The 15415-nt window shown below is 39.0% G+C and carries 13 protein-coding genes; 9 read left to right on the top strand and 4 right to left on the bottom strand.

Features of this window, described 5'->3' with window-relative positions; all coding sequences use genetic code 11:
* The first annotated feature begins 208 nt into the window (after positions 1–208).
* From B0169_RS07770 to B0169_RS07750, 5 genes are all read left to right on the top strand, one after another.
* Positions 209–1765, top strand: a complete 1557-nt coding sequence (locus B0169_RS07770; RefSeq protein WP_077285392.1) for a SulP family inorganic anion transporter — start codon at positions 209–211, stop codon at positions 1763–1765.
* A gap of 73 nt (positions 1766–1838) precedes the next feature.
* Positions 1839–2144 carry a DUF1289 domain-containing protein gene (locus B0169_RS07765; protein WP_077285391.1) on the top strand — a complete coding sequence of 102 codons (306 nt, stop codon included), beginning with the start codon at positions 1839–1841 and terminating at the stop codon, positions 2142–2144.
* A 217-nt stretch (positions 2145–2361) separates the two neighbouring features.
* The gene (locus B0169_RS07760) at positions 2362–3744 is read left to right on the top strand and encodes an amidohydrolase (protein WP_077285390.1); all 1383 of its coding nucleotides are present in this window, start codon (positions 2362–2364) and stop codon (positions 3742–3744) included.
* A 10-nt stretch (positions 3745–3754) separates the two neighbouring features.
* Positions 3755–5008: an amidohydrolase family protein gene (locus B0169_RS07755; RefSeq protein ID WP_077285389.1), complete on the top strand. Its 1254-nt coding sequence runs from the start codon at positions 3755–3757 to the stop codon at positions 5006–5008.
* Positions 5009–5374: 366 nt separating this feature from the next.
* Positions 5375–6277 carry a D-hexose-6-phosphate mutarotase gene (locus B0169_RS07750; protein WP_077285388.1) on the top strand — a complete coding sequence of 301 codons (903 nt, stop codon included), beginning with the start codon at positions 5375–5377 and terminating at the stop codon, positions 6275–6277.
* A gap of 64 nt (positions 6278–6341) precedes the next feature.
* Here B0169_RS07750 and B0169_RS07745 read toward each other — a convergent pair whose 3' ends face one another.
* Positions 6342–7778, bottom strand: coding sequence for a sensor domain-containing diguanylate cyclase (locus B0169_RS07745; RefSeq protein ID WP_077285387.1), 1437 nt, complete (start codon positions 7776–7778; stop codon positions 6342–6344).
* A 130-nt stretch (positions 7779–7908) separates the two neighbouring features.
* Positions 7909–8583 (bottom strand): DNA mismatch repair endonuclease MutH, encoded by a 675-nt coding sequence (gene mutH, locus B0169_RS07740; protein ID WP_202971813.1) that lies wholly within the window; start codon positions 8581–8583, stop codon positions 7909–7911.
* A 205-nt stretch (positions 8584–8788) separates the two neighbouring features.
* Between mutH and rppH the strand changes: the two genes are divergently transcribed.
* The 4 genes from rppH (at position 8789) to B0169_RS07720 (ending at position 13696) form a co-directional block, all read left to right on the top strand.
* The gene (gene rppH / locus B0169_RS07735) at positions 8789–9295 is read left to right on the top strand and encodes an RNA pyrophosphohydrolase (protein WP_077285574.1); all 507 of its coding nucleotides are present in this window, start codon (positions 8789–8791) and stop codon (positions 9293–9295) included.
* 372 nt (positions 9296–9667) lie between these two features.
* Entirely contained in the window at positions 9668–11944 is a 2277-nt protein-coding gene (gene ptsP / locus B0169_RS07730) for a phosphoenolpyruvate--protein phosphotransferase (protein ID WP_077285386.1), read from the top strand.
* Positions 11945–11988: 44 nt separating this feature from the next.
* Positions 11989–12783: a sulfite exporter TauE/SafE family protein gene (locus B0169_RS07725; protein ID WP_077285385.1), complete on the top strand. Its 795-nt coding sequence runs from the start codon at positions 11989–11991 to the stop codon at positions 12781–12783.
* 79 nt (positions 12784–12862) lie between these two features.
* Positions 12863–13696, top strand: a complete 834-nt coding sequence (locus tag B0169_RS07720; RefSeq protein ID WP_077285384.1) for a thymidylate synthase — start codon at positions 12863–12865, stop codon at positions 13694–13696.
* Positions 13697–13799: 103 nt separating this feature from the next.
* Here the strand turns inward: B0169_RS07720 and B0169_RS07715 are convergent, their stop codons facing one another.
* Both B0169_RS07715 and trhP read right to left on the bottom strand, forming a co-directional pair.
* Positions 13800–14045: a YfhL family 4Fe-4S dicluster ferredoxin gene (locus B0169_RS07715; protein ID WP_077285383.1), complete on the bottom strand. Its 246-nt coding sequence runs from the start codon at positions 14043–14045 to the stop codon at positions 13800–13802.
* Positions 14046–14047: 2 nt separating this feature from the next.
* The gene (gene trhP / locus B0169_RS07710) at positions 14048–15409 is read right to left on the bottom strand and encodes a prephenate-dependent tRNA uridine(34) hydroxylase TrhP (RefSeq protein ID WP_077285573.1); all 1362 of its coding nucleotides are present in this window, start codon (positions 15407–15409) and stop codon (positions 14048–14050) included.
* Positions 15410–15415 lie beyond the last annotated feature (6 nt).

Genomic DNA, 15415 nt, shown 5'->3' with positions numbered 1-15415 from the left:
AATCTTGTTGTAATTTTGAGCATATATTGACTTTTTAGTAACATATCTATAGTATTCCCGCGCCTTCAAGTCCCGAAAGATAACAATTTCTGTTTAGATTACCTGTCATTAGGTAATTTCGGGTCTATACCTAAAGTATTTAAGTACAAGCCAAGTTAATAAAATTTGTGCTTGTATTTTTGATGTTCTAATCAAAGTTGAGAAAATAATGTTTGAATTACACGCCAGTAAAGTGGCAAATTTAAAAAATGATGTCTTATCGGGCTTAACGGTTGCCTTAGCATTAGTACCAGAAGCTGTTGCTTTTGCTTTTGTTGCCGGCGTTGAACCGCTTGTTGGTTTATATGCTGCTTTTATGGTGGGGCTAATTACCTCTATTTTTGGTGGTCGTCCAGGTATGATTTCTGGCGCTACGGGGGCTATGGCGGTTGTTATGGTGAGCTTGGTAGCAATTCACGGTGTTGAGTACCTATTTGCCACTGTAGTGCTAACCGGTTTACTGCAAATACTCGCTGGTATATTTAAGCTAGGCAAGTTTATTCGCTTAGTGCCTCATCCGGTTATGCTTGGTTTTGTTAATGGTTTAGCGATTGTTATTTTTCTGGCTCAATTAGGGCAGTTTAAAGTCACCGATGAAAATGGTGTTTTAGCTTGGATGCAGGGCAGTCAAATGCTAACTATGGTTGGACTTATCGTGTTGACCATGGCAATTATCCATTTCTTACCAAAATTAACTAAAGCTGTGCCGTCATCACTTGTGGCGATAGTTGTAGTAACTCTTTTAGTGCAGAGTCTTGATTTGGATGCACGTACTGTAGTCGATTTTGTACGTGATATGACGAATGACCCTATGGCTTCTATAGCGGGTGGCTTGCCACAATTTAATATTCCTAATGTGCCATTTAATTTAGAAACACTACAGGTGATCTTACCCTTCGCACTTATTTTAGCTGCTATTGGTCTAATTGAGTCGCTGTTAACATTGACACTAATTGATGAACTTACCGGTACTCGTGGACAAGGCAATAAAGAATGTGTTGCTCAAGGTGCTGCGAATACAGTGACTGGCTTTTTTGGTGGTATGGGGGGGTGTGCGATGATCGGTCAATCAATGATCAATGTTAACTCTGGCGGTCGCGGTCGTATGTCAGGTGTTACAGCAGCACTTGCCCTACTAGGCTTCATTTTATTTGCTTCAAGCTTAATTGAGCAAATTCCTTTAGCTGCACTGGTTGGGGTGATGTTTATTGTAGTTATTGGCACCTTCGAGTGGTCGAGCATTCGTATTTTAGGTAAAGTGCCTAAGGCTGATGCCTTTGTTATTATCTTGGTTTCAGCGGTTACTGTGGCCACTGATTTAGCTATCGCCGTTGTAGTTGGTGTTATTGTTTCTGCGCTTGTTTTTGCATGGGAGCATGCAAAACACGTTATTGTTCATCGCTCAATTGATGGCAAAGGCTCAACGGTTTATGACGTGAGTGGACCATTGTTTTTTGGTTCGGTATCGAGCTTTTTAGAGCAATTTGATATGGAAAATGATAGCGATGATGTGATTGTAGAGTTTAAAAACTCTCGCGTAGCTGACCATTCAGCTATTGAGGCTATTGATACGTTAGCCGAGCGTTATATTAGTCGTGGCAAAAAAATGCACTTAAGACATTTAAGTAAAGAGTGTACACAGCTGTTAACTAAAGCAGGTAGCTTAGTGGAAATCAATGTGATTGAAGATCCTGAGTACCATATTGCGACAGACAAACTCGGTTAACTAGGCGACAAGATACGATAAGCTATACTTATCGTATCTGCCTAATAACGTAATTGAATTTAAGTACAAATAGATGCAATTAGAATTTTTTGATGTTCCAAGCCCTTGTATTGGTATTTGTCAGTCTGATGACAAAGGCCAGTGCTTAGGTTGTTTTCGTACCCGAGAGGAGCGCTTAAACTGGACATCATCAGATTCTGATCAGCGTCAAAAAGTTATTAAGCGTTGTCAGCAACGTAAAAAGCGTAAAAATCAACCTGTAAAAGTTAAACTAGCTGAAGTGGTTGTTGAAAATAAACAAGCTTCTTTACTTGATACGCCGAGTAAGCCACGAATTGATAACAGCAACGATTTTGACTTTAACGATTTTGAATTATAGCTAACGATTTAGCCCATTTATCGCAGATAGTTGACAGTTCAACGCAATTGCATTACTCGCCTTTATCTCTGGCTTGTTGTCAGAGACATTTCATAATACTGTTGTATTAATCATTATAAATTACGTCAGTAGTTCACGTTAATAATAAACTCATACAAGCAATTGCCAAATAACATAATGTTTTTTGCAAGGTATGCAGTAATACAGGAAAAATCTTATGCAAAAATTTCTCCCATCGCTAGTGATGGCAGCGCTTTCTGTTGCCTTAACCGGTTGTTTGCAAAGCGAACAGCAAGATGAAAAAGTGGTGATAAATAAAAATCCATACCCAAGCACTTATCAAGTACTACCCCAACAAACAACACTAATTAAAAATGCTACCGTACTGACAGGTACGGGAACACGCATGGATAATGCTGATGTTTTGATGGTAGACGGCAAAATCAGTAAAATTGGTAAAAACTTAAGTGCAGATGGGGCGGCTGAAATTGATGCAAATGGTAAATGGATAACACCGGGCATTATTGATGTTCATTCACATTTAGGGGTTTATCCAAGCCCGTCTGTTGAATCACATTCTGATGGCAATGAAATGACTTCGCCTAACACTTCTGAAGTGTGGGCTGAGCATAGTGTTTGGCCACAAGATCCTGGTTTTGAAGCGGCACGTGCTGGTGGTATCACGACTTTACAAATCCTTCCTGGTTCAGCCAATTTATTCGGTGGTCGTGGTGTTACATTACGCAATGTACCTAGTCCTACCATGCAAGGTATGAAGTTCCCGGATGCACCTTACGGCTTAAAAATGGCTTGTGGTGAAAACCCTAAACGTGTTTACGGTAGTCGAAAGGTATTACCATCAACACGTATGGGAAACATGGCCGGTTATAGAATGGCGTGGGCAGAAGCCACTGAATATAAACGTGCTTGGGAAAAATATGATAGTGATTATGCTGCTGGGAAAAATCCAACAGCACCTGTGCGTGATATAGAGCTAGACACCTTAAAAGGTGTGTTAGATGGTGATATTTTAATTCATAACCATTGTTATAAAGCTGAAGAAATGGCGATGATGATCGATTTGGGGAAAGAGTTTAATTATAACTCAGGTACTTTTCATCATGCGATAGAAGCCTACAAAATTGCTGACAGTTTAGCAGAAAACGGCAATTGTGCTGCTATGTGGCCAGATTGGTGGGGCTTTAAAATGGAAGCTTATGATATGGTGCATGAAAATGTAGCGATTGTCGATGCAGTAAAGAACTCATGTGCAATAGTACACTCAGATTCAGCTAATACTATTCAACGTTTGAATCAAGAGGCTGGTAAGGTTATGTACCGTGCTAATGAAAATGGTTTCGATATAGCCCCTGAGTTAGCGATTACATGGATCACCGCTAATGCTGCTAAGTCACTCGGTTTAGCGGATAAAACGGGTAGCCTAGAATCTGGCAAAAATGCTGATGTGGTGATTTGGAACCAAAACCCGTTTAGTGTTTATGCACAAGCTGAGCAAGTATTTGTTGATGGTGCGAAAGTTTTTGACCGTTTTGACGAAAAATACCAAGCAAAAAGTGATTTCCTGTTAGGTCAGAAATAAGGTGAAAAAAATGACGAATTTTAAACTATTTAAAACCTCGCTGATCGCGTTAGCGTTAGCGAGTTCAACAGCAAGTTTCGCCGAAAGTTTTGCTATCACTAATGCAACAGTACATACCGTAACTGACCAAGGTGTACTTGAAAATGCTACCGTGGTTATTGAAAATGGCAAAGTGATTGCTATTAATCCTGAAAAAATTACTGCTGATAACACAATTGACGCCCAAGGACGAATTTTAACGCCTGGATTTATTGGTTCTATGAACCAACTGGGTTTAGTTGAAGTTGGTGCGGTTTCTCGTAGTCGTGACGCTGCGGATAAAAAGGCTGATATTACCTTTGATGCAAGTTTAGCGTTTAATCCTCGCTCGACTGTTATTCCTTATAGTCGTAAGGGCGGTATTACCAGTAATGTTGTTGCACCTCGTGGCGGCGATGATATGTTTAAGGGCCAAACATTTGTTGCTGACCTCTCTGGAGAATTTAACAGTGTTCGTGTCAGTAACAATAATGTGGTGATTGACTTAGGTGCAAAAAGTAAAGGCTCTCGAGCGTTATCACTACAACACTTGCATCAGCAACTTGAAGATGCAACAAAAGCGCTAGCTAAAGCTAAAAAGAAAAACACCAAGGATAAAAAAGAAGCGAAAGAGCCGAGCCGAAAAGCGCAAGTGATTAACGCTTTACTTAATGGTGACAAAGCGTTGGTTGCCTATGCTGACCGTGCAACAGATTTGTTAGCATTACTTAAACTTAAAGAAACCTTTTCATTAGATCTTGTCTTAGTAGGTGCTGCGGATGCGGTTTTAGTTGCAGATAAAATAGCTGCAGCAAAAGTGCCGGTTGTGATGGCGGCATTAGATAACTTACCGGGCAGTTTCGACTCGTTACATGCATCATTGGAGAATGCCGGCAAATTAACTCAGGCGGGTGTTAAGGTTGCTTTAACCGTTGATGGTGATACCCACAATCTTTATCAATTGCGCTTTCATGCTGGTAATGCCATAGCGAATGGTTTAACACGTAGCGCAGCCTTAGCATCGGTAACTGCTAATGTTGCTGACGCATTTAATCTTGATAGTGGAAAAATAGCGATTGGCAAGACAGCCGATTTGGTGTTGTGGAGTGCGGATCCTTTTGAACTTAGCTCTAAGGTAAGTAAAATTTGGATTTCAGGTAAAGAGTACTCAACCGAAAGTCGCCAAGATGCTTTACGAGATCGCTATACATCAAAAAGTGATATGCCGAAAGCTTACGTTAAATAACCTAAGTCGCATGGGCGAATAACACTTTGAAGCCACGTACTTACGTGGCTTTTTTTTACGTGTTTAGCGCATTGTTTTATCCTAACACTATGCCTTAACTCGGTTATGTCCGCACTCTGTTATGTCCACATTAGGTGATATCCGCATAAGGTTTTGTTTTTATTTTATTATTGCTTCACTGAGTCTGGTATGTATAGTACTGAATTTTCACCGCAGTTATTTTCAGTTCAAACACGCTAGTTTAGCGTTATCTGTAAGTTATGATGAATACTTTAGTGCTATCATCCAGCACTTTAATTACCTAAAATAACTCATATTGCTTGGTACTTAAGCCATCGCAACAAGGTAACTGCGAGATAGAATGATATGACAGAAAAGCTTCCATTAGGCGTAATTTTAGAGAACGAGTTTGGTCGAGTTGAATGCTATGAACTTAGTGATGACTTGCAAGGTTTACGCTTTTTTCATCAACAAGGTCAAGGTTCGCTAAGTCTATATGGTGGGCAAGTACTTACTTGGCAGCCAAAGCATGAGCAACCAGTGTTTTGGCTGAGTGATGATAGTCAATACAGTGAAGGTAAAGCTATTCGTGGTGGCATACCGCTTTGCTGGCCATGGTTTGGCGGTGAAGTAAAGTTAGTCAATGGCGATATCAGCAAAGTGGCAAATCATGGCTTCGCTCGACAAAGTCAATGGCAGCTCAGTGATGTTAAGTTAACACCTGCAAGTGTTGAAATTGTTTTATCTTTGTCGGGTGATAACCATTCACCTTATTGGCCGGCAGCATTTGAACTTAATCAATCATTGGTGTTTGGACAATCATTTCATCAACATTTAACGATGAAAAACCTATCAGCTCACGCGGTGAATTATACCGGCGCTCTGCACAGTTACCTTTGTGTCAGCAACCCCAAATATATTGAAATCCCAGCGTTAAATGATACTCGTTTTGATGATAAATTGAGTGGTGCTAATGAACAGCAATCGTTATTAAGCCATTGCACAGGACCGATTGACCGGATATATCACAGTAGCGATCGTATGATGGTTGTTGACCATAACTGGCAGCGAGAAATTGAAATAACAAGCCAAGGCTGTCAGCAATGGGTACTATGGAATCCGGGAAAAGAAGCACAAAAAATGCATGATGTACACGGCGAAGGTGAAAATGAATTTGTTTGTTTAGAAGCTGCGAATACAGATTGGCAAACTATTGCAAGTCATGGCAGTGTTAGTATGAGTCAAACCATTAAATTATATACTCAATAATAATTGGTACTTAATGACATTACCGCTAAAGTTAACTTTAACGGTAATGTCGGTGTATGGCAGCTTAGTTAAAAATTACACTTTGATTTCTACCATTATTTTTAGCTTCGTATAAAGCTTTGTCAGCACCCTGTATATAATCTTCAATGGTTTTATTGTGTAGTGGCAATTGGCAAATACCAAAGCTGATGGTTGTGCTGAATGAGCCACTAGTAGTTGAAATAGGGAAAGAAATACGTGCAATGTTTTCTCGTATGCGTTCAACAATGGTATGTGCTTGTTCTGCCGTTGTCTCTGGCAATAGCATAACAAACTCTTCGCCGCCCCAGCGTCCAACAATATCTATTTTACGTAAAGCTTGTGACAGTTGCTGAGAAATAATACGTAGAACATCATCGCCAACTAAATGGCCGTAAGTATCATTTATACGTTTAAAGTTATCAATATCAGCTAAAACGACACAGAGGTTGGTATTGGTTTCGGCTAAATCATCAAAGCGCCAGTGAACATGACTTCGGTTAGGTAGTTGGGTCAGAAAATCTGTTTCTGAGTGCTTAATTAAACGTGATTTAAAATACTTAATACTGTTTAAAAGTATTAAGTAAAAAATAATAGCGATAAAGAAAAATAGTAAAAATCGACCAATAAATATTTTCCAATATTCATTTTGATCTGCTGCCGGTGGCGAAACAATAAACATACGCCAATTAAGCTCTTGAATTGGCATTTGAGATATAAGCAAACCTTCTTCGGTGGTATACATGACTTCTGAGCTTAAGTTAGCATCAGCTTGATTATTTTTGATCAGTGATTGGTACCAAGGTAAGTCATTTAGCCTAGTGATCAAGCCTTTGCGATGGAAGCTTTCTGATTTCATAATGTAATTTGATGATAAAGTAACAACATTATTTTCATCAATAAAAAAGAGTTCAAAGCCAAAGCGGTTATTATACTCTTGAAACTTACTGGCAAAATAATTTAGGTCTATACCTACGCCCGTAAAGCCAATAAATTCTTCTTGATGATTAAAAATTCTATTATCAAAATATAAATGTGGGTTTTGTGTGTTACCAATATCGCTAAATTGATTGCCGGGTAGGCCTTTTAGACGATGAAACCATTCAGTGTCTTCACTCTGTAGTGTTGATTCTTTAGCATTAGAGTCGAGCATAACGTTATGCTTCTCTAAAGCTATAAAAGCCACCATATTATATGATTCAGAAATTTTACGAAGGTAAGCTACTAGGTAGTCTTTTTCTATTGCTTCTTGGCTAGCATAGTCAATAATAAATTGATTGTGAGCCATATAATTTGCGACACCTAATGGGCGAAGTATTTCGCTGGTGATTAAGGAAAATAGCGGCGTTATTGCACTTTGTACTTGTTTGTTATGTGTATTTATTACATCTTTTAAGGTTAAATAAGAGGCGAGGATAATCGTGACAATAGTAACGAAAAATATAGCTGCAATGTAACGATCAAACTTATTACCAAACTTCATATAAGAAAAACAATATCAAATGTTAATGTTAAGTAATTTATAGCGTGCTTAGAAAATTTTATCTACGATTAGATGATTATATTTTTATATAATCTAGTTAGCACAATGTTTTTAATGTTGGGGTCTATCACTAATTTATGCGTAAATATTTGTTTAATAAGGCTTGTGTAAAACTTGTTTTTAAATAAAAACCGCGTGGTAATGTCATAAAGGGTTGGCCATGACGGTTAAATGCTTGAGTTTTTGCCTGGCTGTTAGCTGCTTTAGGACGTAACTGTAAAACTTGTCCATGGCGACCGTGAATATTTTCCACTTCACCAAGTACGATCATATCCGTTAGCTCTTGCCAGTCTAAAGCAAGTAAATGCTCTTCTTCTGGTGATGGCGACCAAATAAAAGCACTACCTACTATACGTTCAGCTACAGGGATATTGCGTTCAGACACCACGGGTATCCACAATACACGGGCTAATTTATTACGGATATGACTAGTTTGCCAGCTAGCACCAACTAAACCGGTAAGTGGTGCAACACAAACAAACGTGGTTTCTAAAGGTTTGCCTTGGTAGTTAATGGGTAATGATTTGAGCTCAATACCTAAATGCGGGAAGTCGGGCTCTGGGCGAGAGCCAGCACTTGCGCCAAGAACTTGCTCTAATAATAATCCTATCCAGCCTTTTTCTCGTTTGAGGTCTTTAGGCACGGCAATATTCATTGACGCTGCAATTTCGCCAAGGGTCATACCGGCAAGATTTTGTGCTCGTGCTAATAACTCAGCTTCGCTTTTCGGTATTGTGGTACTCAACGTTGACCCTTCAATCAATTTTATTTAGCTTATTATCAATCAGCAATAAGGTTTTGAGCAAGGCAATTATTTTTTGTTATTGGGAAACTCGACAATGTTAATAGCAAACAAGCGCATATTCGCAATATTTCTGTTAATAAGTATTTGCCCAAAACAGCAGAGTGTGGAAGAATCAAAGCATTATTTAATGCTGTCAGGAGTTCCTTTGATAGATGCCGAAGGCTATCGAGCCAATGTCGGCATAGTAATAATCAATGATAGGGGACAAGTATTTTGGGCAAGGCGTTTTGGTCAGCATTCTTGGCAATATCCACAAGGTGGCGTTGATGAGGGTGAATCCGCAGAACAAACTATGTATCGGGAATTAGACGAAGAAGTCGGTTTAAAACCTGAGCATGTTAAAATTGTGGCTACCACTAAGCATTGGTTAAGATATAAATTACCAAAAAGGTTAATTAGACACGAAAGCTTGCCGGTTTGTATTGGTCAAAAGCAGAAATGGTTTTTACTGAAATTGACGGCACCAGAGTCAGCAGTTGATTTGTTACATTCAAATCATCCTGAATTTGACGACTGGCGTTGGGTGTCTTACTGGTATCCAGTAAGACAGGTTGTGTCATTTAAACGTGAAGTTTATCGTAAGGTGATGAAGGAATTTGCTTTAGCAGCAATGCCAAGTTATCGCCAAGAACGTCGAAGACGACGTGCTTAACGATGGTACTTTAGATTATTATTATGTCTTGTAAAATAGCTCACTTCGGTGAGCTATTTAGTTTAAATTTATTGCCTAAACACCTATTTAAGTAATACCCTTATATCAATATTAGCGTTATGAACATGGATGACATAACCGATTCTAATACTATCAGCAGATCAGCTTAGTTTACTAGGGCTGTTGATCTTTTACTTTAGCCTTTGCTATAAGGTGATTTTTGAGTTAACAAAGCGAAATGAGCGTTATATTATGTCGTGATGCTCAGCTTTAGCTTCCTGTGCTATAAACTCAAAGATCAACAAATCCTAACAGCTTTACATAGCCTGCATTGTTAAATGTACAGTAAATAACTTAATTATAGGGATTATAATGCTTACGACTTTACGCCGAATTGTCTTAGAATTTAGCCAAGCATCTGAACTTGATCAAGCTTTAATGCACTTGGTTAGCCAGGTGAAAGAAGCGCTAGCTACCCAATGTTGTTCGGTATACTTAGCTGATCATCAAAAACAACACTTCTTGTTAATGGCATCTAATGGCTTAGCACAGGATGCTTTTGGCCGAACGAGTATTGGCTTTACTGAAGGGCTTATTGGTCTTGTTGGGCAACGAGAAGAGCCGATTAATATTGCTAATGCGCAACAACACCCTGACTTTATCCATGCCCCCGAGGTACAAGAAGATCACTTTCAGGCTTTTTTAGGCACACCAATTATTCATCAGCGTAAAGTGCTGGGAATACTCACCGTTCAACAAGAAAATGCACGGATTTTTACTGAAAATGAAGAAGCATTTTTGGTGACCTTATCTGCACAACTGGCAAATGCTTTAGTCAATGTCGAAGCACAAGGTTTACTTGAATATCATGGTAAACAAAGTATTGGTAAGTATCATAAGGGCATAGGTGGCGCTCCTGGCGTTGCTATAGGGCAGATGATTGTGGTGCATCCAAAAGCTGATTTGACGACGATTGCGCTTACTAAAGAAGGTGATATTACACAGCAGCGAGTTATTTTTGATAATGCGGTTATTCGAACTTTTGCTGAATTTTCACAAATGAGCGAAAAACTGAAAAAAATAATTTCAGATAGTAGCCTTGATATTTTCGATGTTTATAAGCAGCTTTTGGCCAGTGATAATTTTAAAATTGAAGTTATTGCTAAAATAAATCAAGGCTGGAATGCGGAAAGTGCATTAAAGTTGATTGTTGATAGTTATGTTGTAAAGTTTGAAGCCTTAGATGATGAATATCTCCGTGAGCGTGCCTACGATATCAAAGACTTAGGTAATCGTTTACTCAACAACATTCAAAACTTAGCGGACCACGATCAACACTTACCTGAAAAGTTTATTTTAGTTGCCGAAGATGTCAGTGCAGCAATGTTAGCAGAACATCAGCACCTGGGGTTATTAGGTATTGTTTCATTAACCGGCTCTAATAATTCACATACAGCCATTTTAGCGAAAGCATTGAACATTCCTGCGATTATGGGGGTTGAATATTTAGCTATTCGTCAGCTACATCAAAAACATGCTATTTTAGATGGTTATGCGTATCAACTTTATGTGACACCGGGTGAAGCGTTAATTACTGAATATCAGCATATATTAGCGGCAGAATATCAACTACAAGCACAAGTCAAAGAAGTTGAGCACTTACCGGCGCTAACAAAAGATGGTCATAGTATGAGCTTATTAGTTAATGCCGGCTTGTCATCGGGTTTCGAATATTCTCAAAATGTTGGGGCAGATGGTGTTGGATTGTATCGCACTGAAATTCCCTTTATGAATCGTAGCTGTTTTCCTTCTGAGTTAGAACAAACAGCATTATACCGACAGGTGCTAGCGTCTTTTTCGGGTAAACCGGTTACCATGCGCACCTTAGATGTAGGTGGAGATAAGTCGTTACCTTATTTTCCTATTATTGAAGCTAACCCTTTTCTCGGCTGGCGTGGAATTCGTATTACTTTAGATCACCCTGAGATATTTTTAGTACAAATTCGTGCAATGTTAAGGGCAAACTACGGTTTGGGCAATTTAGCTATTATGTTGCCAATGATCTCGAGTATTACCGAGGTAGATGAAGCGATTAGGCTGATTAACCAAGCCTATTATGAATTAAGTGCTGAACTACCTAGCCATGAACGTGAAACGCTAACTAGGCCAAAAATTGGTGTGATGATTGAAGTACCTAGTGTTATTTTTCAGTTAGAAGATTTAGCGGATAAAGTCGATTTTTTCTCCGTTGGTAGCAATGATTTAACGCAGTATTTACTCGCGGTTGATCGTAATAATAGTCGGGTTGCCAGTTTGTATGACTTTTATCACCCCGCTGTTTTACGGGCATTACAGTACATTGCGCAAATCAGCCATAAACGAAATATGCCGTTAAGTATTTGTGGTGAATTAGCTAATGAAGCAACAGGTGCTTTATTATTGATGGCTATGGGCTATAAAAAACTGAGTATGAGTGCGCATAGTATTGCTAAAGTTAAATGGGTAATACGGCATGTTGAGTATCAAAAATTACAGAAAATTTTAGCTAATGTGTTAAGCCTAAAAAACACCATGAGTGTGCATAGTTATATGCATGAACAGTTAGTTGAATTAGGCTTAGGAGACTTTGTTCATGCAAGATCACAGTAAGGATTGTTTAGCCATCTTAAGCGTTTATTTTTTAAGTAATTACCATGTTTATTAGTGTTTTTTTCGCATGTGCGATAATGGGGGCGATAGTAGGCTTTTTTGCTGGCTTACTCGGGATTGGTGGAGGGCTGATCATTGTGCCAGTGTTGGTTTATTTATTACCTTTACTTGGCATTAGTGCTGAGCTTGCCTTTCCTATGGCGTTGGCAACATCGTTAGCATCGATTATTTTTACTTCCTCTTCTGCCGCATTTGCTCATCATAAAAATGGCAATATTCCTTGGCCAATAGCAAAACGATTAGCGTTTTCTGTCGCCTTAGGGGCTATGCTAGGTGCTGTTATCGCAGGATTGTTATCATTAAAAGCGCTTACCATCTTGTTTGCAAGTGCAGTACTTATTTTAGCCGCATACATGCTTTTATCGATAAAAATAGAGCGTAGTGTTGCACTACCAACTAATTGGACACTGCAATTTATTGGGATTTTTACAGGAGTACTTGCAAGTTTAATGGGCATTGCTGGAGGGGCGATTTTGGTTCCCATTTTAATGTATTGTTCATTATCTATGCGCCAAGCTATCGGCGTAGCTACTGCTAGTGGTATTATTGTCGCATTATTTGGAGCCTTAGGTTATGTCATTATAGGTTTTGGGCGCACTGAGTTGCCTGAATGGAGTATCGGGTATATATACTTGCCGGCATTATTGGGCATTGTTTCAACCTCATCATTATTTGCACCATTAGGTGTAAAAGCGGGGGCTAAATTACCTTTAAGGTATTTGAAAAAAGGCTTTGCTGTTTTCTTGATGCTCGTAGCGATTAAAATGATGTGCTACTAAAAGCTAAATTCTCTGTAATTGCAGCAAGACATTTGGCACAATATAGCGGTTATCATCAATAATAGTAAAGGAAGTCCTAGTGAAAGCATATCTTGACCTAATGCGTCATGTCAGAGATGAAGGTGTTGAAAAATCGGATCGTACCGGTACGGGCACTAAAAGTATATTTGGTCATCAAATGCGTTTTGATCTTGCTAAAGGTTTTCCATTAGTCACGACAAAAAAGTGTCACCTTAAATCCATTATTCATGAGTTATTATGGTTTATTAAAGGTGAGTCTAATATCGCTTATTTAAAGCAAAATGGTGTAAAAATTTGGGATGACTGGGCAACTGAAGATGGCGATTTAGGGCCTGTTTACGGCGTACAATGGCGTAATTGGCCAGCACAAAATGGTGAAACAATTGATCAATTAGCACAGTTAATTGATGATCTGAAAAATAATCCAGACTCACGTCGACATATTATTACTGCTTGGAACCCTGCATTATTACCCGATACATCGATAAGTCCTAAGGCTAATGCAGCAGTAGGTAAGCAAGCTTTACCACCATGTCATACTCTATTTCAGTTTTATGTTTTAAATGGTAAGTTAAGCTGCCAGTTGTATCAACGCAGTGCTGATATTTTCCTTGGTGTGCCATTTAATATTGCTAGTTATGCGTTGTTTACAATGATGATCGCACAAGTTTGTGATTTAGCGTTAGGTGACTTTGTTCATACTTTTGGTGACGCACATTTATACTTGAATCACCTTGAACAAGTTGACGAGCAATTATCTCGTGAACCTTTACCCTTGCCAAATATGTGGATTAATCCAGAGGTGAAAAGCATTTTTGATTTCACCTTTGAAGATTTTGAATTACAAAACTATCAGGCTCATCCTCATATAAAAGCACCTATTTCAGTGTGATATTTTAATAGTATGGCGTGGTGAATAGCAAAAAGGAGACGAAATAGTCTCCTTTTTGTATTTTGTTAATGAATTGGCTATCAGCAATTATTAACTGCAGTTTTTAGCCATGCATGCGGAGAAATTTAGCTAATAAGGTCTCTTCATCTTCTACCTTGTTAGGATCAGGTTTAATACAATCGATCGGGCAAACCGAGACACAGGTTGGTTTGTCATAATGGCCAACACATTCTGTGCATTTTTCGACATCAATTTCATAGACATCATCGCCCATTGAAATAGCTTCATTGGGACACTCCGGATCGCACATATCACAGTTAATACAGCTGTTTTCAATCAGCAATGCCAAAGCTATTTATCCTGGTTTTGTGCAAATGGATGACGTGTAGTGCCACCGTCAGTCAAATAGCGCATAATAATACCAAATGCTAAGTCTACGTCAGTATCGATGGCAATAGCCACCTTATGACCTGAGCCTTTAGCATCACCTACTGGTTCACCTTTAAAGTTTTCCATGCGAGTTAAAGTAAAGCTTTTGTTACCTGTTGGTGTCATCAGCTCAAGTTCATCGCCAAGTAGAAATTTATTTTTAACGTCAATTTCGATTAACCCTGTCTCATGATTGCGGCCGATCACTTCGCCAACAAATTGCTGGGTATCACTTTTAGAGTAGCCGTAATCATAGTTTTGAGTTTCATTATGGCGATGACGCTTCAAAAAGCCTTCGGTATAGCCTCGATGTGCTAAATGTTCTAAATCGCTATTTAAATGTTGATTAAATGGTTTGTTATTAACAGCATCTAACATGGCTTGATGATAAATTTGTGCAGTGCGAGCACAATAGTAAAATGACTTTGTACGACCTTCAATTTTTAGTGAATGCACGCCCATTTTCACTAAGCGCTCAACATGCTCTACAGCACGTAAGTCTTTTGAATTCATGATATAGGTACCATGTTCATCTTCAAAAGCAGGCATATATTCACCTGGACGACCTTGTTCTTGTAATAAAACTACGTCTTCAAATGGCTTTTGTTCAGGTACATATATTTCGGCGGGTTGCATAGCAATAATATCACCCGTCTCAGTTTCTTTGGCTGGATGACTATCATATTTCCAGCGGCAAGAGTTAGTGCAAGTGCCTTGATTCGGATCTCGTTTAGTCATGTACCCTGATAATAAACAACGACCTGAATAGGCCATACAAAGAGCGCCATGAACAAAAACTTCTAGTTCTACTTCAGGACAGCGAAAACGGATTTCTTCAATTTCATCGAGGGAAAGTTCACGCGAAAGAATGACACGTTCGATGCCTTGTTGGTGCCAAAACTTTACTGTTGACCAGTTTACCGCATTCGCTTGTACTGATAGGTGAATTGGCATGTCAGGAAAGTTTTCTCGTACCATCATAATTAAGCCCGGATCTGACATAATTAATGCGTCAGGTCCCATGGCAATAACGGGTTTTATATCACGAAGAAATGTCGTCAGCTTGCTATTATGTGGCGCAATATTATTGACCAAATAGAATTTTTTACCTAAAGCGTGGGCCTCATCGATGCCAATTTTGATATTTTCTAAGCTAAATTCGTTGTTGCGCACCCTTAATGAGTACCTAGGTTGGCCGGCGTATACCGCATCGGCACCATAGGCAAAAGCGTAACGCATATTTTTTAGGCTTCCCGCAGGAGAGAGTAATTCAGGCTTTAGCATATCAAC

It is taken from the genome of Cognaticolwellia aestuarii, from assembly GCF_002000025.1.
Classification (GTDB): domain Bacteria; phylum Pseudomonadota; class Gammaproteobacteria; order Enterobacterales; family Alteromonadaceae; genus Cognaticolwellia; species Cognaticolwellia aestuarii.
The sequence above is the reverse complement of the archived record's forward strand: the minus strand, read 5'-3'. Positions and strand labels throughout refer to the sequence as shown.

Excerpts from the sequence above, each read along its gene's own strand:
- B0169_RS07770 (WP_077285392.1), top strand. The coding sequence starts at position 209 with ATGTTTGAATTACACGCCAGTAAAGTGGCAAATTTAAAAAATGATGTC.
- B0169_RS07765 (WP_077285391.1), top strand. The coding sequence starts at position 1,839 with ATGCAATTAGAATTTTTTGATGTTCCAAGCCCTTGTATTGGTATTTGT.
- B0169_RS07760 (WP_077285390.1), top strand. The coding sequence starts at position 2,362 with ATGCAAAAATTTCTCCCATCGCTAGTGATGGCAGCGCTTTCTGTTGCC.
- B0169_RS07755 (WP_077285389.1), top strand. The coding sequence starts at position 3,755 with ATGACGAATTTTAAACTATTTAAAACCTCGCTGATCGCGTTAGCGTTA.
- B0169_RS07750 (WP_077285388.1), top strand. The coding sequence starts at position 5,375 with ATGACAGAAAAGCTTCCATTAGGCGTAATTTTAGAGAACGAGTTTGGT.
- B0169_RS07745 (WP_077285387.1), bottom strand. The coding sequence starts at position 7,778 with ATGAAGTTTGGTAATAAGTTTGATCGTTACATTGCAGCTATATTTTTC.
- ptsP (WP_077285386.1), top strand. The coding sequence starts at position 9,668 with ATGCTTACGACTTTACGCCGAATTGTCTTAGAATTTAGCCAAGCATCT.
- B0169_RS07725 (WP_077285385.1), top strand. The coding sequence starts at position 11,989 with ATGTTTATTAGTGTTTTTTTCGCATGTGCGATAATGGGGGCGATAGTA.
- trhP (WP_077285573.1), bottom strand. The coding sequence starts at position 15,409 with ATGCTAAAGCCTGAATTACTCTCTCCTGCGGGAAGCCTAAAAAATATG.